This is a genomic window from Streptomyces tailanensis (genome assembly GCF_008386495.1).
In the GTDB taxonomy this organism is placed as follows: Bacteria; Actinomycetota; Actinomycetes; order Streptomycetales; family Streptomycetaceae; genus Streptomyces; species Streptomyces tailanensis.
The window spans coordinates 114,835-138,153 of sequence record NZ_VTHJ01000004.1 but is presented as its reverse complement, the minus strand read 5'-3'; the positions used below and the strand labels follow the sequence as shown (position 1 = coordinate 138,153).

20 protein-coding genes are annotated in these 23,319 nt (G+C 70.9%); 7 read left to right on the top strand and 13 right to left on the bottom strand.

Annotation, left to right across the window (positions count from 1 at the left end):
- The first annotated feature begins 362 nt into the window (after positions 1–362).
- Positions 363–2,009: a protein kinase domain-containing protein gene (locus tag F3T56_RS05310; protein WP_149823511.1), complete on the top strand. Its 1,647-nt coding sequence runs from the start codon at positions 363–365 to the stop codon at positions 2,007–2,009.
- Positions 2,010–2,114: 105 nt separating this feature from the next.
- Here the strand turns inward: F3T56_RS05310 and F3T56_RS05305 are convergent, their stop codons facing one another.
- Positions 2,115–2,657 carry a bacterial proteasome activator family protein gene (locus F3T56_RS05305; RefSeq protein WP_149823510.1) on the bottom strand — a complete coding sequence of 181 codons (543 nt, stop codon included), beginning with the start codon at positions 2,655–2,657 and terminating at the stop codon, positions 2,115–2,117.
- A 458-nt stretch (positions 2,658–3,115) separates the two neighbouring features.
- Between F3T56_RS05305 and F3T56_RS05300 the strand changes: the two genes are divergently transcribed.
- Positions 3,116–3,523: a hypothetical protein gene (locus tag F3T56_RS05300; protein WP_246203414.1), complete on the top strand. Its 408-nt coding sequence runs from the start codon at positions 3,116–3,118 to the stop codon at positions 3,521–3,523.
- Between the two features lie 56 nt (positions 3,524–3,579).
- Here the strand turns inward: F3T56_RS05300 and F3T56_RS05295 are convergent, their stop codons facing one another.
- Positions 3,580–4,560: an NAD(P)H-quinone oxidoreductase gene (locus tag F3T56_RS05295; protein WP_149823508.1), complete on the bottom strand. Its 981-nt coding sequence runs from the start codon at positions 4,558–4,560 to the stop codon at positions 3,580–3,582.
- 1,134 nt (positions 4,561–5,694) lie between these two features.
- Here F3T56_RS05295 and F3T56_RS05290 point away from each other — a divergent pair.
- Entirely contained in the window at positions 5,695–6,717 is a 1,023-nt protein-coding gene (locus F3T56_RS05290) for an ATP-binding cassette domain-containing protein (protein WP_149823507.1), read from the top strand.
- On the top strand, positions 6,714–7,562 hold the full coding sequence (locus F3T56_RS05285; protein WP_149823506.1) for an ABC transporter permease: 849 nt from the start codon (positions 6,714–6,716) through the stop codon (positions 7,560–7,562). The genes F3T56_RS05290 and F3T56_RS05285 overlap by 4 nt, the downstream gene beginning before the upstream one ends.
- Positions 7,563–7,636: 74 nt before the next feature.
- On the opposite strand, the gene F3T56_RS05280 is transcribed toward F3T56_RS05285, so the two are convergent.
- The 6 genes from F3T56_RS05280 to pdhA form a co-directional block, all read right to left on the bottom strand.
- On the bottom strand, positions 7,637–8,737 hold the full coding sequence (locus F3T56_RS05280) for a potassium channel family protein (RefSeq protein WP_172638808.1): 1,101 nt from the start codon (positions 8,735–8,737) through the stop codon (positions 7,637–7,639).
- Positions 8,738–8,840: 103 nt separating this feature from the next.
- A complete protein-coding gene (locus F3T56_RS05275; RefSeq protein ID WP_149823504.1) occupies positions 8,841–10,205 on the bottom strand; it encodes a molybdopterin molybdotransferase MoeA in 1,365 nt (454 codons plus the stop codon).
- The gene (locus tag F3T56_RS05270) at positions 10,202–11,200 is read right to left on the bottom strand and encodes an NTP transferase domain-containing protein (protein ID WP_149823503.1); all 999 of its coding nucleotides are present in this window, start codon (positions 11,198–11,200) and stop codon (positions 10,202–10,204) included. Before F3T56_RS05270 ends, F3T56_RS05275 begins: the two co-directional genes overlap by 4 nt.
- A 115-nt stretch (positions 11,201–11,315) precedes the next feature.
- Positions 11,316–12,740 (bottom strand): dihydrolipoamide acetyltransferase family protein, encoded by a 1,425-nt coding sequence (locus F3T56_RS05265; RefSeq protein ID WP_149823502.1) that lies wholly within the window; start codon positions 12,738–12,740, stop codon positions 11,316–11,318.
- Positions 12,740–13,744: an alpha-ketoacid dehydrogenase subunit beta gene (locus F3T56_RS05260; protein ID WP_149823501.1), complete on the bottom strand. Its 1,005-nt coding sequence runs from the start codon at positions 13,742–13,744 to the stop codon at positions 12,740–12,742. Before F3T56_RS05260 ends, F3T56_RS05265 begins: the two co-directional genes overlap by 1 nt.
- Entirely contained in the window at positions 13,744–14,877 is a 1,134-nt protein-coding gene (gene pdhA, locus F3T56_RS05255; RefSeq protein WP_149823500.1) for a pyruvate dehydrogenase (acetyl-transferring) E1 component subunit alpha, read from the bottom strand. Before pdhA ends, F3T56_RS05260 begins: the two co-directional genes overlap by 1 nt.
- A gap of 189 nt (positions 14,878–15,066) precedes the next feature.
- On the opposite strand from pdhA, the gene F3T56_RS05250 reads away from it, so the two are divergent.
- A complete protein-coding gene (locus F3T56_RS05250) occupies positions 15,067–15,552 on the top strand; it encodes an Lrp/AsnC family transcriptional regulator (RefSeq protein WP_149823588.1) in 486 nt (161 codons plus the stop codon).
- A 38-nt stretch (positions 15,553–15,590) separates the two neighbouring features.
- Here the strand turns inward: F3T56_RS05250 and F3T56_RS05245 are convergent, their stop codons facing one another.
- Positions 15,591–16,181, bottom strand: a complete 591-nt coding sequence (locus F3T56_RS05245; protein WP_149823499.1) for a TetR/AcrR family transcriptional regulator — start codon at positions 16,179–16,181, stop codon at positions 15,591–15,593.
- Positions 16,178–17,695, bottom strand: coding sequence for a 3-hydroxyacyl-CoA dehydrogenase (locus F3T56_RS05240; RefSeq protein WP_149823498.1), 1,518 nt, complete (start codon positions 17,693–17,695; stop codon positions 16,178–16,180). Before F3T56_RS05240 ends, F3T56_RS05245 begins: the two co-directional genes overlap by 4 nt.
- Before the next feature lie 147 nt (positions 17,696–17,842).
- On the opposite strand from F3T56_RS05240, the gene paaN reads away from it, so the two are divergent.
- The gene (gene paaN / locus F3T56_RS05235; RefSeq protein WP_149823497.1) at positions 17,843–19,534 is read left to right on the top strand and encodes a phenylacetic acid degradation protein PaaN; all 1,692 of its coding nucleotides are present in this window, start codon (positions 17,843–17,845) and stop codon (positions 19,532–19,534) included.
- 116 nt (positions 19,535–19,650) lie between these two features.
- Here paaN and F3T56_RS05230 read toward each other — a convergent pair whose 3' ends face one another.
- The 3 genes from F3T56_RS05230 to F3T56_RS05220 are packed head-to-tail and all read right to left on the bottom strand — an operon-like array spanning position 19,651 to position 22,573.
- Positions 19,651–20,430, bottom strand: a complete 780-nt coding sequence (locus F3T56_RS05230) for a TrmH family RNA methyltransferase (protein ID WP_149823496.1) — start codon at positions 20,428–20,430, stop codon at positions 19,651–19,653.
- Entirely contained in the window at positions 20,427–21,728 is a 1,302-nt protein-coding gene (locus F3T56_RS05225; RefSeq protein WP_149823495.1) for an HTTM domain-containing protein, read from the bottom strand. The genes F3T56_RS05230 and F3T56_RS05225 overlap by 4 nt, the downstream gene beginning before the upstream one ends.
- A gap of 23 nt (positions 21,729–21,751) precedes the next feature.
- Positions 21,752–22,573 carry a DUF5819 family protein gene (locus F3T56_RS05220; RefSeq protein ID WP_149823494.1) on the bottom strand — a complete coding sequence of 274 codons (822 nt, stop codon included), beginning with the start codon at positions 22,571–22,573 and terminating at the stop codon, positions 21,752–21,754.
- 227 nt (positions 22,574–22,800) lie between these two features.
- On the opposite strand from F3T56_RS05220, the gene F3T56_RS05215 reads away from it, so the two are divergent.
- Positions 22,801–23,289, top strand: a complete 489-nt coding sequence (locus F3T56_RS05215) for a hypothetical protein (protein ID WP_149823493.1) — start codon at positions 22,801–22,803, stop codon at positions 23,287–23,289.
- The last annotated feature ends 30 nt before the right edge of the window (positions 23,290–23,319 follow it).

Below are 23,319 nucleotides of genomic sequence, written 5' to 3'. Positions count from 1 at the left end.
GTCTCAGTCGGCCACGCTACAGCCTTCACGCAAGGGGCCGGTCCGAGTTGGAGCGCGACGGCTCTTGAGGGATCGCCGACGGATTCAAGGTGGATTCAAAGGTGGATTCAAGGGTTGATCGGCCATGAAACCCGCACCGCGCGCACTCGTGCAAGTTCTGTGTACCGGGCGTACGCCCCCTGTAACGCTTCCGCGACGCTTCTTTCGCGTACGGTCACGGAACGGGCACCGCGCTTGACGTGTCAGTGGCCTGGGGCAGACTTGGCCGGGAATAGCACAAAGGATCACCAGGATCTCAGGGATCACCGATCGCGGAAGCCCGGGCAGCGGCTTCCGCGCGCGCCGATGGGGGACGCAGGAACATGAGCCAGGACGCCGCACAGGGCCGGTACGCGGGGCGTTCGCTCGCCGGCGGGCGCTATCAGCTGCGTGACCTGCTCGGCGAGGGCGGCATGGCCTCCGTCCACCTCGCGTACGACTCGGTGCTCGACCGGCAGGTCGCGGTCAAGACCCTGCACACCGATCTCGGCCGTGAGCAGGCCTTCCGTGAGCGCTTCCGCCGCGAGGCCCAGGCCGTGGCGAAGCTCACGCACACCAATATCGTCTCGGTCTTCGACACCGGCGAGGACGAGCTCGACGGCATGACGACGCCGTACATCGTCATGGAGTACATCGAGGGCAAGCCGCTCGGCTCGGTGCTCGACGCGGACATCCAGCAGCTCGGCGCGATGCCCGCCGACAAGGCACTGAAGATCACCGCGGATGTGCTGGCGGCGCTGGAGATCAGTCACGAGATGGGCCTGGTCCACCGGGACATCAAACCGGGCAACGTGATGATGACCAAGCGGTCCGTGGTCAAGGTGATGGACTTCGGCATCGCCCGGGCCATGCAGTCGGGCGTCACGTCGATGACGCAGACCGGCATGGTCGTCGGCACCCCGCAGTACCTCTCGCCCGAGCAGGCCCTCGGCCGCGGCGTGGACGCGCGTTCCGATCTGTACTCGGTTGGCATCATGCTGTTCCAACTGACCACCGGGCGGCTGCCCTTCGAGGCGGACTCGCCGCTGGCGATCGCGTACGCGCACGTCCAGGAGGAGCCCGTCGCTCCCTCCTCGATCAACCGTTCCCTGCCGCCGGCCGTGGACGCCATCATCGCCCGCGCGCTGAAGAAGAACCCGAACGAGCGCTTCCCGAGCGCGGAGGCGATGCGCGACGAGTGCCTGCGGGTCGCCGCGTCCCTCCAGTCCATCGCGCCGAGCATCGTGCCGGGCGCGCAGACCTCCAGCGGCGCCGGGGTGTCCTCCGCCGTCTTCCCACCGGTCGGCCAGACGGGCATGCCGCAGTCGGGCAGCGTCCAGACGCCGTACCAGCCGCCGTCCACGGGCGGATACGGTCCGGCGACGCCCGCGCCCGCCCCGTCGTACGGCTACCCGCAGCAGGGCGGCTACCAGACGCCGCCGCAAACCGCCGCGTACGCGCCCCAGCAGGGCGCGGCCACCCCGCCGCCATACAACATCTCGCCGCAGCAGTCGTCGCTGTCGGCGGGCCGTTCCGGCGGCGACAAGAGCAACAAGGGCATCGTCATCGGCGCGATCGTCGTGTCCCTGATCGCGATCGGCGGCCTGATCACAGCACTCGCGCTGAACAACGGCAGCAGTTCAGAGGCCGGCGGCGACACCAGCGCGTCCCCGTCACCCTCGGCGACCGTCGTGGAGGGGCACAAAGGGCCGGACACGACCAAGGTCATCGAGAAGACCGAGTGCACGGAGCCCACGGAGTCGTACAACGACCCCGACAAGATCATGCTCCCGGACTTCACCTTCAAGAACATCGACTCGGTCAAGGCCTGTCTGCAGGCGGCGGGTTGGCAGTACAACACCCAGGACGTCGACGAGAACACGTACGGCGAAGGGACGGTCATGGAGCAGTACCCCACGGCCGACACGGACGTCGACCCCAAGGACATGGACGAGATCATCCTCAAGGTGTCGACGGGCAACCCGGCCTGACCTCGGCTCACAGCCCGGGCTCAGCCCAAGGTCACAGCCCATGGGAAGGGGCCCGGCACATGGTGTGCCGGGCCCGTTTTCGTACGTCGGTGGCGGGGCCGGAGGTCAGAGGTACGGGCCGCCCGAGCGGCCGAGGGTCCGGTCGTCACCGTCGCCCTCGTGGCCGCCGACGCCCGGCGGCAGGGCTCGGCGCATCTGCTCCAGCTGGGCCCTGGCGGCCATCTGCTGGGCGAACAGCGTCGTCTGGATCCCGTGGAAGAGGCCTTCGAGCCAGCCGACCAACTGGGCCTGCGCGATGCGCAGTTCCGCGTCGCTCGGGATCGCCTCGTCGGTGAAGGGCAGGGAGAGCCGCTCCAGCTCCTCGACCAGCTCGGGTGCCAGCCCGTCCTCGAGTTCCTTGACCGAGCTGGCGTGGATCTCCTTCAGCCGGGCCCGGCTCGCCTCGTCGAGGGGGGCCACCCTGACCTCTTCGAGCAGCTGCTTGATCATGCTGCCGATGCGCATGACCTTGGCCGGCTGTTCCACCATCTCCGTCACCGGGACCTCGCGGGAGTCCTCGTCTCCTCCGCCACCCACCGCCATGCCGTCCTGGCCCACGACCAGGATCTGGGGCTGTTCGGGCGACCGTTCGTTCCTCGGCATCTCCATGCCGCCATTCTCTCGCACACGTACACCTCATCACCGTGGTGCCCCCGACGCGGGGTGATCCACCGTTTATGTGCGAGCTGTTCGTGTCACTACCTGTGCATTTCGGTGCGGGGTGGGGTGGGGATTGGGTGGGTGGGGATTGGGTGCGGGTGGCGGGGGCGGTGGTGCGGTGGGGGCCGGGTTCTTCGACGCCGGTTTTGAGGTGTCGGAGGCCGGGATGTCAGGTGCCCGGATGCCGGGCGCCGGGCGCCGGGCGTCGGGCGCCGGGCTCTGGATGTCGGGTTCCGAAGTGGCCAGGGCCGAGGTGCTGAGGTCTCGGGTCGAGGTGTCAGGCGCCAGGTGCTGAGTGCTGAGTGCTGAGTGCCGGGATACCCGGTTCTTGGGTGCGGTGCCGGGATGCCGGGGCGGGGGTGGCGTGTGAGTCTGGGGGCGTGGCTCCTTGGCTCCGCTTGTCGCGTGTGACGGGACTGGTCCTCGTCGCGGGACTGCTCATGGTCCCAGTGGCGGGAGCCGTGCCGTCCGGGTACGCCGCCGAGCCCGACCCGGCCACCTCCTGGGCAGGCAGCCGCGCGGGCGAGGGGCGGGAGCGGCCGGGGCGCCCGGACGCCGTTCTCGCGGATCCCGCGGAGGAAGACGCGTACGCGGCCTCGCTGGAGCCCGCCGGGGAACCGGACGGCCCGGAGGCCACCGCCGCCCCCGAGCCGTCGCAGAACGCCGCGCCGCCCGGCCCGTCGTACGCCGCACGGCCCGGAACCGGAACCACCGGGGAGCCGGTACTGCAGGCCCTCGCCCTCGGCGTCGGCCTGATGCTGATGGGCCTGGGCCTGGGACTGGCCTTCGTGGGCCTGCGGATACGGCGCGATTGAGCGGGGCTCGTAGCGGGCCGGCTGCTGCGACCGTACGTACGGCGTCCCGGCGGTGCCTATGGCGTGACCAGTACGACCTTGCCGACGTGGCCGCTCTCCTCCAGTACGCGGTGTGCGGCCGCCGCGTCGTTCATCGGGATCTCGCGGTCGACGACCGGCCGTACGTGACCGCCCGCGATCAGCGGCCACACGTGCTCTCGTACAGCGGCAATGATGGTCGTCTTCTCTTCGAGGGGGCGGGCGCGCAGGGAGGTCGCGCTGATCGCGGCACGCTTGGCCAGGAGCGCGCCGATGTTCAGCTCGCCCTTGATACCGCCCTGCATACCGATGATGGCGAGGCGGCCGTTGACGGCGAGGACGCGGATGTTGCGGTCGAGGTACTTGGCGCCCATGTTGTCGAGGATGACGTCCGCGCCCTTGCCGTCCGTGGCCCGCCTGACCTCCTCGACGAAGTCCTGCTCGCGGTAGTTGATCAGGATGTCTGCGCCCAGCGCGGCGCACTGTTCGAGTTTCTCCTTGGTACCCGCGGTGACCGCGACCTTCGCGCCGACCGCCTTCGCGAGCTGGATGGCCATCGTGCCGATGCCGCTGGAGCCGCCGTGCACGAGGAGGGTCTCACCGGGGCGGAGGTGCGCGATCATGAAGACGTTCGACCAGACCGTGGCGGTCACCTCAGGCAGCGCGGCCGCCTGCTTGAGGTCGAGGCCGACGGGCACGGGCAGCAGCTGACCGGCCGGGACGACGACCTTCTCCGCGTAGCCGCCGCCCGAGAGCAGCGCGCACACCTCGTCGCCGACGCTCCACCCGGAGACGCCGGGCCCTGTCTCCGCGACCCGCCCGGAGCACTCCAGGCCGGGGTAGGGGGAGGAGCCGGGCGGCGGATCGTAGAAGCCCTGCCGCTGGAGCAGGTCGGCGCGGTTCACGGCGCTCGCCACCACCTCGACGAGCACCTCACCCTCACCGGGCACCGGATCAGGGACCTCGTCCCACACCAGCGCCTCGGGCCCACCGGGTTCGGGAATCGTGATCGCATACATGAGCCCGACGCTACTCCTCGGCCTCCCGGCCCCGCCGCCGGTGCTCCTTTCGCCTCCGGACCCACACACCTGGGGCCGGGGCCGCGCCTGGGTTCCCAGGGCCGCCTGTGAGGCGGGAGCGGTCCCTCGGTCCCCGAGCCGTCCCTGAATCCAGGGGCCGCCCCTCGCTCCCGGGGCCACCCCTGAGTCCCGGAGGCGCCCCGAGCCCGGAAGCCATCCCGCAGTCCCAGAGCCACTTCGAGCAGTCCCGGGGCCGCCTCTCAGGCCGGAAGCCGCCCCTCAGCCCCGGAGCCACCCCGAGCCCGGAAGCCATCCCGCAGTCCCAGAGCCACTTCGAGCAGTCCCGGGGCCGCCTCTCAGGCCGGAAGCCGCCCCTCAGTCCCAGGACCACCCCACAATCCCGGACGCGCCCCCGAGCCCGGAAGCCACCCTGAAGCCGGAAGGCACCTCTCAGCCCCGAAGCGTCCCGAAGCCGGGAGCCGCCGCTCGTCGCATGCTTCCCGCGCCGCCGGCCCCGCTGCTGTCCCCCCAGTGCCGCACCTGGGCCCGGTCTGCCTGTGCTGCCGACCGCGCTCGGCCGGCATGGTCGACCGTGGTCGGCCCGGTCGGCCGTGCTCGGCCCGCATGGTCGGCCGCGCTCAGCACCAGCCGGCTCCGGCTCCCATCCCGATCCGGCCATAGCCGCTGCCCGGCTGGCCAACGTCTCCGTCCCTGGCCGGCGAACGCGTGCGGCCTCCGCCTTGGCCCCGGTCACCCTGCGTCCCTGGCCCGCCCGGCCTGCGCCGCCCGACCCCGAACCGGCCCGCCCGCCCCCCGCCCATCCCAGTCGATCCCGTAGCCGATCCGATCCGATCCGGCGCCGCCGCCCTTCGCCCTGTCCGGGTCCACCTCTGGTCCCCTCCAAGTCCGCCCTTGGTCGTGCCCGGCTCCGTCCTTGGTCCTAATTGAGGTGCGTTCGATCTTCACCGGAGGGAAGGTGGAGGGGTTACGGCCGCACGGGTCGCCGTCGGCGCGCTTCGCTTCGGCGCCGAGGTTGTCGTGGTTCTCGTGCGGTGACCGATGAGTTCCGGCGGCCTGGGCGGTCTCCCTTTGCATAGCCCCGGACACGGGCCCCGTACGCGGAAGGACTCAGACATGAGCGCACAGACGTCCGGCCTCGCGATCGAGACCGCGGGTCTGGTGAAGACGTTCGGCGAGACCCGGGCCGTCGACGGCGTCGACCTGGCCGTGCCGACCGGCACGGTCTACGGCGTCCTCGGCCCGAACGGCGCCGGCAAGACGACCACGGTGAAGATGCTCGCCACCCTGCTGCGCCCCGACGGCGGCGAGGCGCACGTCTTCGGTCACGACGTCGTCCGGGAGGCCGACGAGGTGCGCGGCCGGGTGAGCCTGACCGGGCAGTACGCCTCCGTGGACGAGGACCTGACCGGCACCGAGAACCTGGTGCTGCTGGCCCGGCTCCTCGGCCACGACAAGCGGGCCGCGCGGCACCGCGCCGAGCAGCTGCTGGAGGCCTTCGGCCTGAGCGAGGCGGCCGGCAAGCAGGTCAAGCACTACTCGGGCGGCATGCGGCGCCGTATCGACATCGCCGCGTCCATCCTCAACACCCCCGACCTGCTGTTCCTGGACGAGCCGACGACCGGCCTCGACCCGCGCAGCCGCAACCAGGTGTGGGACATCGTGCGCGCGGTGGTCGCCCAGGGCACGACGGTGCTGCTGACCACGCAGTACCTGGACGAGGCCGACCAGTTGGCATCCCGGATCGCCGTCATCGACCACGGCAAGGTCATCGCGGAGGGCACGAAGGGCGAGCTGAAGGCGTCCGTGGGCGCGGGTTCCGTCCATCTGCGGCTGCGCGACGCCGCCCAGCGGCCGCAGGCCGAGGAGGTGCTGCGGCGCGCGCTCGACGCCGATGTGCAGCGGGATCCGGACCCAGTGGCCCTGACGGCGCGGGTCGGCGCGGGCTCCGCCAACGGGCAGGGTGCCGCCGAGGCCGCAGCCCGCGCGCTCGCCGAACTGGCCCGTACCGGCATCACCGTCGACAACTTCTCACTGGGGCAGCCCAGCCTGGACGAGGTGTTCCTCGCCCTCACCGGACACGACACGAAGGCCCACGACTCCAAGGTCGTCGACACGAAGGACGAGGCGGCGGCATGAGCACCGCGACCACCACCGAAAGCAAGGAACTCGCCCCGGTCAGCGCCGAGTCGCTCGCCGCGCTGCTGATCGCCAAGGAGCGGCCGCCACGGCCCAGCGCCCTGTCCGCGTCACTGACCTTCGGCTGGCGGGCCATCCTCAAGATCAAACACGTGCCGGAGCAGCTCTTCGACGTCACCGCGTTCCCGATCATGATGGTGCTGATGTACACGTACCTCTTCGGCGGCGCCCTGGCCGGCTCCCCCAAGGAGTACATCCAGTTCCTGCTGCCGGGGATCCTGGTGATGTCGGTCGTGATGATCACGATGTACACCGGTGTCTCGGTCAACACGGACATCGAGAAGGGTGTCTTCGACCGGTTCCGCTCGCTGCCGATATGGCGGCCGTCGACGATGGTCGGCTATCTGCTGGGCGACGCCCTGCGCTACGCCATCGCGTCCGTGGTGATGCTCACCGTCGGCATGATCCTCGGCTACCGCCCGGACGGCGGGTTCGTGGGCGTGGTCCTCGGCGTCGCGCTGCTCATCGTCTTCTCGTTCGCGTTCTCGTGGATCTGGACGATGTTCGGGCTGATGCTGCGCACCGAGAAGTCCGTGATGGGCGTCAGCATGATGGTGATCTTCCCGCTGACCTTCCTGTCCAACGTCTTCGTCGACCCTCGCACCATGCCGGGCTGGCTCCAGGCGTTCGTCAACAACAGCCCCGTCACGCATCTGGCGTCGGCGGTGCGGGAGTTGATGGCGGGCGAGTGGCCGGCCGCCGAAATCGCCTGGTCGCTGGGCTGGTCCGCCCTGTTCGTGCTGATCTTCGGCCCGATCACGATGCGCCTGTACAACCGCAAGTAGCGATCGGTCGAGAGACGAAACGCCCCTGGGGAGTACGTCAGGAGTGTGTCCCTGGGGGCGCTCTCTTGCTCCCGCTACGGCAGGTGCTTGGTCTCGGGGGTGATCTTCGTGCTCGGCGTGGCGCGGGTGATGGTGATGAGCCGGTCCGTCAGCTGGAGTTCGCCGATGGACGGGTCGTCGTAGCCGAGCACCCGATGCCCGCGTACGACGCTGACCACCAGGTCGTCCGCCTCCCTCACCTTGCGCCCTACCTCGGCCTTTATGACCGGCCGTTCGACGATGTCGAGCCCGCTGCCCTGCTGGATGAGATCTTCCATGACCATGCCGGCGGCGGGGCTGAGCACGGAGAGCCCGAGCAGCCGCCCGGCCGCACTGGCGCTGGTGATGACGACATCGGCCCCGGACTGCTTCAGCAGCGGCGCGTTCTCCTCCTCCCGCACGGCAGCCACGATCTTCGCCCCGCGGTTGAGCTGGCGGGCGGTCAGCGTGACGAGCACGGCGGTGTCGTCCCGCGCGGTCGAGATGATGATCTGCCGCGCCTTCTGCGCCTCGGCCCGCAGCAGCACATCACTGCGGGTCGCGTCACCGATGATCCCCACATATCCGTCGGCCGTGGCCGCTTCGATGACTTTGGAGCTGGGGTCCACGACGATGACCTGCTCCTTCTTCAGCCCCGTCGCGCAGACGGTCTGGATCGCCGACCGCCCCTTCGTGCCGAAGCCGACGACAACGGTGTGCTCCCTCAAGGCCGCCCTCCAGCGGTTCAGTCGCCATTCCTCGCGTGTGCGCTCCGTGAGCACCTCCAGCGTGGTGCCGACCAGGATGATCAGGAACAGCACACGCAGCGGCGTGATCACGAAGATGTTGGTGAACCGGGCCGCGTCACTGACCGGGGTGATGTCGCCGTACCCGGTGGTGGAAAGGGTGACCGTGGCGTAGTAAAAGGCGTCGAGCAGGTCGACGGGTCCATCGGAATTGTCCTTGTAACCCTCATGATCGGCATAGACGATGAGCGCGGTCGAGACCAGCACGACCAGCGCCATCACCAGCCGTTTGGCGACCTGCCGGATCGGGCGCTCGACCGTTCTCTTCGGCAGCCTCACCTGGTGGGTCACGATACGCTCGTCCGCTTGGCGGGCGATCACGTCTTGGCCCGGCAGTTTCACGTGAAACACTCCCCGTATCCCCGTATATCCCCTTGCTGTACTTCACCCCAGCCCGTCCGATGTTTCACGTGAAACACCCTTCGCCGCATGGGCAGCTGGCCGCGCGGACGTTTCACGTGAAACACACCTGGATCCCCGCTGTCGCCCAGGGCAGATCGAGCAGTTCCAACTCCTGACCAGGGCGGGCGCCGCCGGGTGGTACGACAGCGAGGGCATCGGCGGTGGCGATGCCGCGGAGCATGGCGGGGCCGTTGTAGTGCAGCGGTACGGCGTCGTCCTCGCGCAGGGCGACGGGGATGAGCCGGGTGTCGTAGGGGTGTCCGTGCACGGCTTCGCTCAGGGGCAGTGCGTACGGCTCCGGGGCGGCTCGTCCGGCGAGGGTCCGCAGCAGGGGCTCCGCGAGCGTGAACAGCCCGGAGACAGCGGCCAGCGGGTTGCCCGGCAGGCCGACCAGGTGCTGGTTCTCCTTCGTGCGGGCCAGCAGCATGGGGTGGCCGGGGCGCACTTTGACGCCGTTGACGAGGACTTCCGCACCGACGCGGCGCAGGGTGGGGTGGACGTGATCGACGGGTCCGGCCGCTGTTCCGCCCGTGGTGACGATGAGGTCGGCGGCGGATTTCCGTACGGCCTCGTACAGGGCTTCGGCGTCGTCCCCGAGCCGTCGTACAGCGGTGACCTCGGCCCCGAGCGCCCGTAGCCAGGACGGCAGCATCGGGCCGAGGGCATCCCGGATCAGGCCCTCACGCGGGAGTCCTTCGGTGAGCAATTCGTCCCCCAGGACGAGCAGTTCGACGCGAGGGCGGGGGAGGACGGTCAGCGTGTCGTATCCGGCGGCGGCCGCGAGTCCGAGCGCGGCCGGGGTGATCTGTGTGCCGAGCGGCAGCAGTTGGTCGCCGATACGGCACTCCTGGCCACGGGGGCGGATGTCCTGGCCGTGTGCCAGATCCCGGGTCGGGTGCAGTCGTCCCTTGTCGTCCGTGCGCCCGTGCTCGCTGCGCAGAACAGCGGTCGTGTCGGACGGAATGCGTGCCCCGGTGGCGATCCGGACCGCCTCGCCGTCCGTGAGCCGCTCGGGCTCGGCGTGCCCTGCCAGCACACTGTCCTCGCGTACGTCCCAGGGGCCGGGTCCGGCGACCGCCCAGCCGTCCATCGCGGAGGTGTCGAAGGAGGGAAGGTCGCTGAGGGCGGTGAGGGGTGCGGCGAGGACGAGGCCGAGCGAGTCGTCGACGGTGACGGAGACGGGGGGCCGACGCCCGGCCGAGCGGGCGGCGCGCTCGGTGATGGCGCGGGCCTCGGGCCAGGGGGTGGCCCGGTGATGCGCGTCGTCCTTGGCGGGGTGTGCGGCGGACCGGCCCGTGGCGGAGGTCTCGCGGGCGGAGCGGGGCTCGCCCGGCCCTCGGGCCACTCTGTCGTTGGCCACGGCGAGCGCCTCCTCCACGTCGAGTTCCTCGGCGTCCCGGGCGTCCTGGGCGGTCATCCGGCGTCCGGGGCCGTGCCGGGGGCATCCGTGCCACCGCTACTGGGCCTTGCGGCGCCCGGCGCGGCGTCAGGGGTGCCGTCGTCGGCCCAGCGGAGCGCCAGGGCGGCGGCCTTGCGGGCGGCCTCGGTGACCGCCTCGGGGCCTCCCCCGGCCTTGGCGGCCGCGTAACCGACGAGGAAGGTGGTCAGCGGGGCCGCGGGCCTGGCCACGCTGTGGGCGGCGTCACGGGCGAGGTCGAGCAGTTCGGCGATGTCGACGTCGAGGTCGATCCCCAGCTCGTCCTTGACTGCGGTAATCCATTCATCCAACACGTGGCCATGCTCCCTGATCCGTGCGCGGGCGGCGGCGATGTCGTCCCAGGTGTCGCAGTCGAAGGACGCGACCGGGTCGGTGATGCGGGTGAGGCGGAGAGCGGCGGTCAGCCGCCGCAGGGGGAGCCCGGTCAGGCCGTCGTGCTCGGCGGCGAGCCGCGCCAGCTCCCGGCGCAGGGCCCCGGCCCGGTACGCGGCCACAAGGGGCTGGTCCCGGCCGTCGGAGTCGGTGACCAGGACGCCGTCTGCGCGGGTGGGCGGGGGCGCGGCTTCGGCGGGAGGGGGCATGGCTTCGGAGCCGCCGACGCCCTCCGTGCCGCCGAGGGCGTGGAGCAGCCGCCGTACCGTCTCCTCGTCCAGGAACGGCAGGTCGGCGGAGAGGACGACGACGTACGGCGCGGTGGTGTGCCGGAGCCCGGCGTCCAGCGCGGCAAGGGGTCCGCCGCCGGGGGGCTCCTCGCGGGCCCACAGCACGGGGCGTGCGGTGGGGCGGGGGGCGGCGACGACGACGGTCAGCCCGGCCCCGGCGCAGGCGGTCAGCACGCGGTCGAGCAGGGCCCGTCCGCCCACGCGCACACCGGGCTTGTCCGCGCCGCCGAGCCGCCGGGCGGCGCCGCCGGCGAGCACGACGGCGTCGAACGCCTCGGTACAGGGGCCGCCCGGGGGCTCGTACGCGGTCACCCCACGAGTATGCGTTCCCCCCACGATCACAGGGAACGCGGGGAGGCCGCGCAAGCACGGTCGGTCAGCGCCGATGGGCCGTGCGCCATCAGGGCCGGGCCGGCAAAGCCGGTGGTCAGAGCGTGCGCAGCAGCACCGCCGGCTGTTCGACGCAGTCCGCCACATACCGCAGGAAGCCGCCCGCCGTGCCGCCGTCGCACACCCGGTGGTCGAAGGTGAGCGACAGCTGGACGACCTGCCGTACCGCCAGTTCGCCCTGGTGGACCCACGGCTTGGGGACGATGCGGCCGACGCCGAGCATGGCCGCCTCGGGGTGGTTGATGATCGGCGTGGAGCCGTCGACGCCGAAGACGCCGTAGTTGTTCAACGTGAAGGTCCCTCCGGTGAGCTGGGCGGGTGTCAGGGTCCCGGTCCGCGCGGCCTCGGTCAGCCGCGCGAACTCGGCGCTGAGCGACTCCGCGTTCCGCGTGTGCGCGTCCCGTACGACGGGCACGACCAGGCCTCGTTCCGTCTGCGCGGCGAAACCGAGGTGCACCCGGTCGAGCCGTACGACCTCTCGTGCCTCCATGTCGACCGTCGAGTTGAGCTCCGGGAAGCGGGCCAGCGCGGCCGTGCAGATCCGGGCGAGCAGCGCGAGGAGGGAGATCTTCGGGCCGCCGACTGCGTTCATGGACAGACGGGCGTTCATCAGCTCTGTCGCGTCGGCGTCCACCCAGCAGGTCGCGTCGGGGATCTCGCGTCGGCTCCGGGACAGCTTGTCGGCGACGGCGCCTCGGATTCCACGGAGGGGAGTGCGGGTGCCGGGGACGTCGGAAATCTGCGTGGCCGGGGCCTGCGGCGCCTGGGCCTCGGCCGTGGCGGACCGCAGGGCGTACTCCACATCCGCCCGCAGGATCAGACCGTCGGGGCCGGAGCCGTGCAGCTGCCGCAGATCGAGGCCGTTCTCGCGGGCGAGCCGGCGTACGAGCGGGGAGATGACCGGCACCGGTCCCTCCGGGCGCGCGGGTCCCTCCGGGCGCACCGGGACGGCCGTGGCACCGGCCTGGGGCCGATGCCCGGTCACAGAGCTCGGCCCGGCCGTGGGCGCGGTGGCCGGGGCGGTCCCGACGAGACCGGCAGCCGGAGCGGACCCGGTGAGCCCGACCGGCTCCGCGGGGCCGTTGCCCCCAGCCGACGCGGCGGCGGACCGTGCGGGATCCCCCGACCTCACCCTCCGCCGCCGCGCCGGAGACGCCCCGGTGCCGTAGCCGACCAGGACGTTGCCGGACCCCTCGGTGTCGCCGCCGGAGGCCGGGGCGCCCACGGCCACCGTCAACAGGGGGGCACCGACGGGCAGTTCCGTGCCCTCCTCCCCGAAGCGGGCGGTGACGACGCCGCCGTACGGGCAGGGGACCTCCACCATCGCCTTGGCCGTCTCGACCTCGACGACGGGCTGGTCGACGGCGACGACGTCACCGACCTGCACCAGCCATCGGACGATCATGGCCTCGGTGAGCCCTTCACCGAGGTCGGGCAGCTTGAACTCCAGCACCTGGGCCATCAGCTCTCCGCCTCCCACTGCAAGCGCCCCACGGCGTCCAGGATCCGGTCGACGCCGGGCAGATGGTGCCGCTCCAGCATCGGCGGCGGATACGGGATGTCGAACCCGGCGACGCGCAGCACGGGCGCTTCCAGGTGGTGGAAGCAGCGCTCGGTGACACGGGCCGCGATCTCACCGCCCGGTCCGCCGTACCCGCCGGACTCGTGGACGACGACGGCGCGCCCGGTGCGCCGTACCGACGCGGCGACCGTCTCGTCGTCGAAGGGCACCAGGGAGCGCAGGTCGACGACTTCGAGGTCCCAGCCCTCGGCCGTGGCCGCCTCGGCGGCCTCCAGGCAGACGGGCACGGACGGGCCGTACGTGAGGAGCGTGGCGCTGCGGCCGGTGCGGCGCACGACGGCGCGGCCGATCGGCTCGACCGTGTGCGGTTCCTCGGGGTTCCAGGAGTCCTTGGACCAGTACAGGCGCTTGGGCTCCAGGAAGACGACCGGGTCGTCGGAGGCGATGGCGGCGCGCAGCAGCCCGTAGGCGTCGGCGACGGTGGCGGGCGTGACGACATGGAGCCCCGGAGTCGCCATGTAGTACGCCTCGGAGGAGTCGCTGTGGTGCTCGACACCGCCGATGCCGCCGCCGTACGGGACGCGGACGGTGATCGGCAGCGGCATCGTCCCGCGCGTGCGGTTGCGCATACGGGCGACATGGCTGATGAGCTGCTCGAACGCCGGGTAGGCGAACGCGTCGAACTGCATCTCCACGACCGGCCTGAGCCCGTACATCGCCATGCCGACGGCCGTGCCGAGGATGCCCGCCTCGGCGAGCGGGGTGTCGGTGACCCGGTCCTCGCCGAACTCCTTGGCGAGCCCGTCGGTGACCCGGAAGACCCCGCCGAGGGTGCCGACGTCCTCGCCCATGACATGGACGGTGAGGTCGGCGGCCATGGCGTCGCGCAACGCGCGCGTGAGGGCCTGCGCCATGGTGGCGGGCTTGAGAGCGACGGTGGTCATCAGTGCGCCCCTTCTTGCTCCGCCGCCAGCTCGGCCCGCAACTGGGCTTCCTGCTCCCGTAGTTGCGGCGTCGGCTCGGCGAACACATGGGCGAAGAGGTCCATGGGGTCGAGCGCAGGGTCCTGGTTCATGCGCTCGCGCAGGTCGGCCGCCATGGTCTCGGCGGCGTCGCGTGCGGCCTGGATGCCGGCCTCGTCGAGGAGTCCGCGCTCGGTCAACTCCTGCTCCAGGAGCGCGATCGGGTCGTGCGCCCGCCAGGTCTCGACCTCGTCGGCGGCGCGGTAGCGGGTCGCGTCGTCGGCGTTGGTGTGGGCGTCGATGCGGTACGTCACCGCCTCGACCAGCGTGGGGCCACCACCCGCGCGCGCGTGGGCCACGGCTTCGCCGAGCACCTGGTGCACGGCGACCGCGTCGTTGCCGTCGACCAGGCGGCCCGGCATCCCGTAGCCGACGGCCTTGTGGGCGAGCGACGGGGCGGCGGTCTGCTTCTCCAAGGGCACGGAGATCGCGAAGCCGTTGTTCTGGACGAGGAAGACGACCGGGGCCCGCCAGACGGCAGCGAAGTTGAGCGCCTCGTGGAAGTCGCCCTCGCTGGTGCCGCCGTCGCCGACCAGGGCGAGCGCGACCACGTCGTCGCCCTTGAGCCGGGCGGCGTGCGCGAGACCCACGGCGTGCGGGAGTTGCGTCGCGAGCGGGGTGCACAGGGGCGCGACCCGGTGCTCGTGCGGGTCGTAGCCGGTGTGCCAGTCGCCGCGCAGCAGGGTGAGCGCCTGGACGGGGTCGAGGCCGCGGGCGACGGCGGCGAGCGTGTCGCGGTAGCTCGGGAAGAGCCAGTCGCGCTCTTCGAGGACGAGCGCGGCGGCGACCTCGCAGGCCTCCTGGCCCGTGCTGGAGGGGTACACGGCGAGTCTGCCCTGCTTCGTCAGTGCGGTGGCCTGCGCGTTGTAGCGGCGACCGCGCACCAGCTCCGCGTACAGGCGGCGCAGCAGCGCGGGGTCCGCGTCGGCGGCCGCGTCGGTGCCGAGCACGCGGTACGGCCGCGCGTCGGGCAGCAGCGGCGTGGGGTCCATGCGGGGCTGCCAGGCGGGCGGCGGCGTCGGGCGGTACGCGCCCCGCTGCTCCATGACCGTCATACGGCACCTCCTCGTGGGAGTGACTCTGGGACGCGGCACGGCTGTGACGCGTCTCACCTACCGATTGTTCGGTCGTTGACGCATTTTGGCTACAGGCACCCTCGGGCTGTGGACAAACGGTTCTGCACAGCCTGCAATGAACGCAGTACGTCCATGGTAGGGAGGCGGGGGCGCATGGCACCTGAACAAATGGCCGAGCCATCGGAGGACGGCCCGGCCCTGCCGCCCCCTCGACCGCTGGACGCCATAGATCAGGACATCCTGCGCATGCTCCAGGCCGACGGCCGCGCCTCGATACGGTCCGTCGCCGAACGTGTCCATGTCTCGCGCGCCAACGCCTACGCCCGCATCAACCGCCTCATCGAGGACGGCGTGATCCGCGGCTTCGGGGCGCGCGTGAACCACGAGCGCGCCGGAAAAGGCACCTCGGCCTACATCACTCTCAAGATCGTGCAGAACTCCTGGCGCACGGTCCGCGAACAACTGCGCCAACTCCCCGACGCCGCCCACATCGCCCTGGTGGGCGGCGACTTCGACGTACTGCTCCTGGTGCACACCTCGGACAACCGGGCCCTGCGCGAGGTGGTCCTCACCAAGCTCCAGGCCATCCCCGAGGTGCTCAGCACCCGCACGCTGCTGGTGTTCGAGGAGGAGGACGTGGAACCGGAGGGGTGAGCGGCCAGGACGCCGCCACAGTCCCCCGAGAGAGTGCCTCAGTGCTCCTTGCGGAGCCCTCCGAAGACCATCTGTACGACCGCGTCGGACACCTCGCGCTCGCCCATGCCCCGCCCGTCGGGCCGGTACCACTCCACGATGGAGTTGATCATTCCGAAGACCAGCCGGGTCGCGAGCCGCACCTCCACGTCACCGCGCACGTCCCCGTCGGCGGCCGCGGCCTTCAGCAACTCGGCGACCTGGTGGTCGAATTCACGCCGTCGTTCCAGGGCCCAGCGCTCGGTGTCGGTGTTGCCGCGCACGCGCAGCAGCAGCGTCACGTACGGCAGTTCGGCGATGAGGACCTCGACCATGCGCCGGACGACATGCTCCAGCCGCTCCACCGCACGTCCCACGCGCGCGGGTTCCTCGTCGAGGATCCCGAAGAGCCCGTCCAGCGCCCGGCTCACGGACCGGCGCAGCAGCTCCTCCTTGCCCGTGACGTGGTGGTATATCGATGACTTGGAGATACCGGCCGCCTTGGACAGATGCTCCATGGAAGTGCCGTCGTAGCCACGCTCGTTGAAGACCTGCACGGCGACGGACAGCAGCGTCTCCGGGGTGTACGTGTCGCGCTTGGCGGTGGTCATGAGGAGGTGCCCTCCCGCTTGTCGGAGGCGTAGGCGTGGCGGTACAGCGCGAGGGACGGCGCGTAGCGCCCGGAGGGGTCGCGCAGGTGCAGGTCGTCCAGGAGGGCGTACGCCCAGTTGCGGCCCAGCCTGCGGCTCCATTCGAAGGGCCCGAGCGGGTAGTTGACGCCGAGCCGCATCGCCGTGTCGATGTCCTCCTCGGTGGCCACGCCCTTGGCCACGGCGTCGTGCGCGAGGTCGACGATCCGGGCCACCGTACGGGCCACGATCATGCCGGGGGCGTCCCCGATGACGCTGACGTCCTTGCCGAGCGCCTGGAAGAGCCCGGTGGCCTCGGCGAGCGTCTGCGGGGAGGTGTCCTGGGAGGCGGACAGGGCGATACGGGTGGCCCGGCGGTAGTCCAGCGCCAGGTCGAAGTAGACGACGTCCCGGAACTCCACGGAGGTCTGGCCGTCCGCCAGGGCCAGTTGGCCGCCGCTCGGCAGGACCAGCCGGGTGCCGTGGTCCTCGTCCTCCTCACGGACGCCGATGCCCGCCTCGCGGATCAGCGCGAGCAGTTCGGAGGCGGGGCCCAGGTCGCCCTCGACGACGACGTACGCGGGCGCCTGGAGGGGCTCCGCGGTGTGCGGCTCGGCGGGCTCGGCGTCGTCCGCGTAGTCGTACCAGCCCCGTCCGGTCTTGCGGCCGAGCCGGCCGGACTCGACGAGCCGCCGCTGGGCCAGCGACGGCGTGAACCGCACGTCCTGGAAGAAGGCCTGCCACACAGAGTGCGTGACGGACTCGTTGACGTCCTGCCCGATGAGATCGGTCAGTTCGAACGCGCCCATCCTGAAACCGCCGCACTCGCGCAGGACCGCGTCGATCGTGGCCGGCTCGGCGGCCTGCGCCTCGTACACCGCGAAGGCCTCGGCGTAGAACGGACGTGCGATGCGGTTGACGATGAAGCCGGGGGTGTCGGCGCACGCGACCGGCGTCTTGCCCCAGGCGCGGGCCATCTCGTACGCGCGCGTGGCCGACGTGACGTCGGTGGCGAACCCGGAGACGACCTCGACGAGCGGCAGCAGTGGCGCGGGATTGAAGAAGTGCAGGCCCACGAAACGCCCCGGGTTGCGCAGCGCCGAGCCGATCGCCGTGACGGAGAGGGAGGAGGTGTTGGTGGCGAGCAGGCAATCCTCGCCGACGACGTCCTCCAGCGCGCGGAACAGCTCCTGCTTGACGTCCAGCCGCTCCAGGATCGCCTCGACGACGAGGGCGCAGTCCGCGAGGTCGGCGAGGCTCTCCGCGGCGTGCAGTCGGGCGCGGGCGGCGTCCCGGTCGGCGGCGGTCATACGGTCCTTCGCGACGAGCCGGTCGAGCCGGGCGCCGATCGCCTCGGCCGCCTCCCGGGCGCGGCCGGGGACGGCGTCGTACAGCCGTACGGAATGGCCCGCGACCAGCGCGACCTGGGCGATGCCCTGGCCCATGGTGCCGGTGCCGACAACGGCCACGGGGCTGCTGAGGTCGAGTGCTGTCATGTGCGCGATCCTCCCGCACAGGGTTGTCCACAGATGCGGCGGACTCCCTTGTCCCGACCGATCGTTCGGTTACTCTAGCCCTGTCCGCCTGTTCCTGCCCAGGTCAGACCTCAATGAAGAGCCTCTGACGTGAGGAGTTGGTCAAGCATGGCCGCCGAACTGCCCGCGCATTCCTTGATCGCCAAGCACCGGCCCACCCTCGATCAGGCCCTGGAAACGATCCGCACGCGCGCGTACTGGTCCCCGCACCCCGAGCACCCCAAGGCCTACGGCGAGAACGGCAGCCTGGGCATGGCGGAGGGCAAGGCCGCCTTCGACGCCCTCCTCGGCACCCGCCTCGACCTCGGCCAGCCCGGCACCGACGACTGGGTGGGCGACGAGACCTCCCCGTACGGCCCGACGCTGGGCGTCACGTACCCGCACGCCGACATCGACACGCTGCTGCCCGCGATGAAGGCCGGCCAGCGCGCGTGGCGCGACGCGGGCGCGGAGGCGCGCGCGGTGGTGTGTCTGGAGATCCTCAAGCGGATCAGCGACCGCACCCACGAGTTCGCCCATGCGGTCATGCACACCAGCGGTCAGGCGTTCATGATGGCCTTCCAGGCGGGCGGCCCGCACGCGCAGGACCGCGGTCTTGAGGCGGTGGCGTACGCGTACGCCGAGCAGGTCCACACCCCCGACGACGCGGAGTGGACCAAGCCCCAGGGCAAGCGCGACCCGCTGGCGATGACCAAGCGGTTCAAGCCCGTCCCGCGCGGCATCGCCCTGGTCATCGGCTGCAACACCTTCCCGACGTGGAACGGCTACCCGGGCCTGTTCGCCTCCCTCGCCACCGGCAACGCGGTCCTCGTGAAGCCCCACCCGCGCGCGGTGCTGCCGCTCGCCCTCACCGTCCGGGTCGCCCGCGAGGTCCTCGCCGGGGCCGGCTTCGACCCCAACCTGGTGGCACTGGCCGTCGAGCGCCCCGGCGAGGGCATCGCCAAGATCCTGGCCACCCGCCCCGAGATCCGCATCATCGACTACACGGGCTCGACGTCCTTCGGCGACTGGCTGGAGGCCAACGCCCGCCAGGCCCAGGTCTACACGGAGAAGGCCGGCGTCAACACGGTGCTCGTCGACTCCACCGACAACTACAAGGGCATGCTCTCCAACCTGGCCTTCTCCCTGTCCCTGTACAGCGGCCAGATGTGCACCACCCCGCAGAACCTCCTGATCCCCCGCGACGGCATCACCACCGACGAGGGCCCGAAGTCGTACGACGAGGTCGTCGCCGATCTCGCCAAGTCGGTCAGCGGCCTGCTGGGCGACGACGCGCGCGCGAACGCCCTGCTCGGCGCGATCGTGAACCCCGACGTGAAGGCCCGCCTCGAAGCCGCCGCCGGGCTCGGCGAAGTCGCCCTCGCCTCACGGGAGATCAGCAACCCGGAGTTCCCGGGCGCGGTCGTCCGTACGCCGGTGATCGTGAAGCTGGACGGGGCGAAGCCGGATGACGAGGCCGCCTACATGAGCGAGTGCTTCGGTCCGGTGTCGTTCGCTGTCGCGGTCGACTCGACGGCTGACGCGGTGGAGCTGCTGCGGCGCACGGTCCGTGAGAAGGGCGCGATGACGGTCGGCGCGTACACGACCTCCGGCGAGGTGGCAGACAGCATCGAGGAGGTCTGCCTGGAGGAGTGCGCTCAGCTGTCGCTGAACCTCACGGGTGGGGTGTATGTGAACCAGACCGCCGCGTTCTCCGACTTCCACGGGTCCGGTGGGAACCCGGCGGCGAACGCGGCGCTGTGTGACGGGGCGTTCGTCGCCAATCGGTTCCGGGTGGTGGAGGTTCGGCGCGAAGCGTAGGGGGCCGCTTGGTTGTGGGGCGACCGCGGACCGTCGTGGCTGGTCGCGCCCGCGCGGCGGAGCCGCATATCCAGCACAGCCCCGCGCCCCTTTACGGCGCTGCAGCTCGAATCCCTTTACGGGGCGCCCGCACTCCAGTGGTACAGCGTCATCGCCACGCTCGTCGCCAGGTTGTAGCTCGACACCTGGGGGCGCATCGGCAGGGAGAGCAAGTGGTCGGCCCGCGCGCGGAGCTCGGCGGACAGCCCACTGCGCTCGGAGCCGAAGGCGAGGACGGCGTCGTCCGGGAGCTTCAGGCCCCGGATGTCGTCGCCCTCGGGGTCGAGCGCGAAGAGCGGGCCCGGGGGTAGCTCGGCCACGTCCAGGCGCTCGACCGCGGTCGCGAAGTGCAGGCCCGCGCCGCCGCGCACGACCGTGGGGTGCCAGGGGTCCAGGGTGCCCGTGGTCACCACCCCGGTCGCGCCGAAACCGGCGGCCAGGCGGATCACGGCGCCGGCGTTGCCCAGGTTGCGCGGGTTGTCGAGGACGACGACGGGGGCGGTACGAGGGGTGTGGTCGAGCACCGCCAGGTTGGACGCGCGTGAGGGGCGAACGGCCAGGGCGGCGATCGCGGTGGGGTGCGGGCGGGGCACGAGCGTGCGGTACATCTCCTCCGGGACCTCCTGGAGGAGGTCCGCGAGCCGGTCCCGTACGTCGGGGGCCAGGTCGTCGGCGAGGGCGAGTGCCGCCGCACGGTCGACGGTGACCGCCACCGGGACCTCGGCGCCGAAGCGCAGGGCGTGCTTGAGGGCGTGGAATCCGTCGAGCAGGACGGAGCCGTCGGCGAGGCGACGCCAGTTCCGCACCGGGTCGTCCGCCGGTTCGCCGGAGAGTGCCGCGCTCACCGGATCGTTCATGCGGTGAAGCCTACGTGTGCCTGCTCGGTCGTCTTCCCCTCCGCGTTGTCGACAGGGAGCGGTGTCCGCTGCTGGTCGTTCGGTCCCGGCGGCGTACGGTCACGCCCGGGCAGCACACGTCCCAGGACGCGTACACGCGCGCGTGTCACCCAGTCGCCCAGCCGCTTCAGGAAGGGGGTCGGCAGGAAGACGGCATCGGCGGCGATCATCGCGAGCGAGAAGAACGGCAGACCGAGAACGACGGCGATCACGGCGTGCTCGGTCATCATGACCGCCAGCAGGACGTTCTTGACGCGCCGGTTGAAGAGCGTGAACGGGAAGGCGACCTGAACGATGACCGTCCCGTACGTCACCAGCATCACCATCGTGCCGCTCGACGTCATCAGGTCGGAGAGCGCCGACCAGGGCGAGAAGTAGTCCAGGTGGAGCGGGTAGTAGGCGGCCGTGCCGTCCTGCCAGCGCGTGCCCTGGATCTTGTACCAGCCGGCGGCCGCGTAGATCAGACATGCCTCGGCCATGATCACGACCAGGGCGGCGTTGTGCGTGAGATTGGCGACGATGTCGAGCAGGACACGGGGCTTGATGTCCGACGAGATGCGCTTGACGGCCCACCAGAGGGCGTGCACCGCCCACAGCCCCCAGAAGACGGTCAGCCAGCCGCCCAGAAAGCCGCCGGGAATGAGGCCGCCGAACGTCGCCACCAGCAGCACGAAGCCGAGCACGCACCACAGGGCAGGACCGACGCGGTCCTCCCGCTCCTTACCCTCCCGCTCGGCGCGCTCGCGCGTGCGCCGTGCACGCCGGGCGTCCAGGGACCAGACCTGGCCGCAGCGGGTGAGGACGAGGTAGATCGCCATGAGGTGGATGACGTTGTCGCCGCCATCGCCCATGAAGACGCTGCGGTTCTGCAGCGAGAGGACGCCCACCATGAAGAGCACGCTCGCGGTGCGGGTGCGCCAGCCGAGCAGCAGCAGGAAGCTCGACAGCATGGCGAGGGCGTAGACGATCTCGAACCACACGTCGCTCTTCGACCAGATCAGCACCGTGAAGGCGTCGTTGTCCACCAGGAGCTGCTGGGCGAGGTCCCAGTTCCAGGGCCCGTCGGGGCCGTACAACTCGTGGCGGTGCGGGAACTCGCGCAGCAGGAACAGCAGCCAGGTCGCGGCGAAGCCGATCCGGATGATCGCGCTCTGGTAGGGGCCCAGCGCGTTGTCGGTGACCTGGGTGATCCCGCTGCCGATCGCGGCGGAGAGACGACCGAGAGGGCCCACCGGGTTGCCCTGGTTGCCTGGATTCATGGGCGTCAAGGGGCTCATGGAGCTCATTCGGCGCTCGCCTTCGTGCGATCGCGGTCGGTCACCGACCACCAGGGCAGCTCACGGACGACAGGCTTGTCGGACACCTGTTCCTCACTCCAGTCGGGCGGCCTCACATTGGTGGTACGTGACCGGACCTGTATCCGCTCGATGACCCCGTCGGCCCCGCCGGCCTGCTCACGGTCGAGGCGAAGCACCACGATGCGGCGCAGATAGCGCTCGGACAGCCCACCCCGCGAGGTCGTGGCGCGGTTCTCGCTGTCGTGGGTGGAGTTGTAGAAGTCCCAGGCCCGGCGCAATTCGTTCTGCTGGGTGTGGCTCGGCATCAGATTGCCGTCGATGGCGGCGCCGTCCAGCGCCGACAGGCCGTACCAGCCGGTCATACGGACATCACCGGCCGCGGTGTGCACCTCGGCTCGGACCTCCACCGCGATGTTCTGCTGCAGCGGGTTCGGCGCGAACAGCTTCCAGTTCTGCTCGAACTCCGGGAACACCCACTCCTCGACCGCCCGACCATGCTGCTTCGTCACCGTGTTCGAGGGGGCGACATGCAGGAACACCATGCCTACGTGTACGCAGGTCACAACCGCGACGACAGCGAGGACGAGCGCCACGGTGATTTGGTAGGGGAGGGAGAGCGCGGCAATACCGGAGGCCGGCCGCGTCGACTGCGCCGGTTGGGGCGGTGGGGCCGGTTGGGGTGTGGCAGCGGCGGAGTCGTCGCCGTCGGCCCTGCCCTCCCTTTCCTCTGCGGGGCTTGTGGAGGCGGAGCCCTCGGGCTCGTCCGGCCCGCGCCGGCCGTTCGAGACCTCGTCGTACGCGTCCATTCCGCCCCGCTCCCCGCTTCCCACTCCCGGTCCGTTTCCCCACCGGAACTTACTCAGCCGCATCCATCCGGCACAGCCCCGGTGGCCACAGCAGTCACATCGTCACACCGCCCACACGGCATCCATGAGGTTATCCACAGCGGGGGACACCTTACGGCGCGGTAGCCCATGATTGAGCCGAACGAAAACGGGCTGCGCTGCGCCGGCCTGCCAGGCAGCATGGTGGGGTGTCCGATCTGTGGTGGGACGAAGTCGCGCCCTTCTTCGACCCCGAATTGATGGGTGCGCTGCCGGACGTACGAGTGCCGGACACCTCGGCGGAGGACTGGCAGGCACTCCTGGACCTCGTCGGTGAGCGGGACTGGAAGCATCGTTACTCCGAAGGCGATACGACCCTGCCGGTGAAGCCTCGGGCGAAGGCGGTGCTCGCTCGTCCAGCGGGTGCCGAATGCCCTGAGCTGCGAGTTCACCTTTCGACCGACGTACTGGCGATCTTTCGATTCCACGCGACGGAGGAGATCGACTTCGATGTGGACCTGCGGGAGATCCAGGGACAGGAGCGCCTCGATGAGTTCTGCGGATTTCTGCGGGACGTCGGGCGACGTCTGGGCAAGCCGGTCCTGATGGACCCGGAGGGCGATCACGGGCATCCGGTGCTCGGCTTCGACCCCGAAGTCGACCGGGTCGTTCTCCTGGCCGAATCACCGTTCGCGTGACCGCCTCCTCGACCGCCACCACGCCATTCC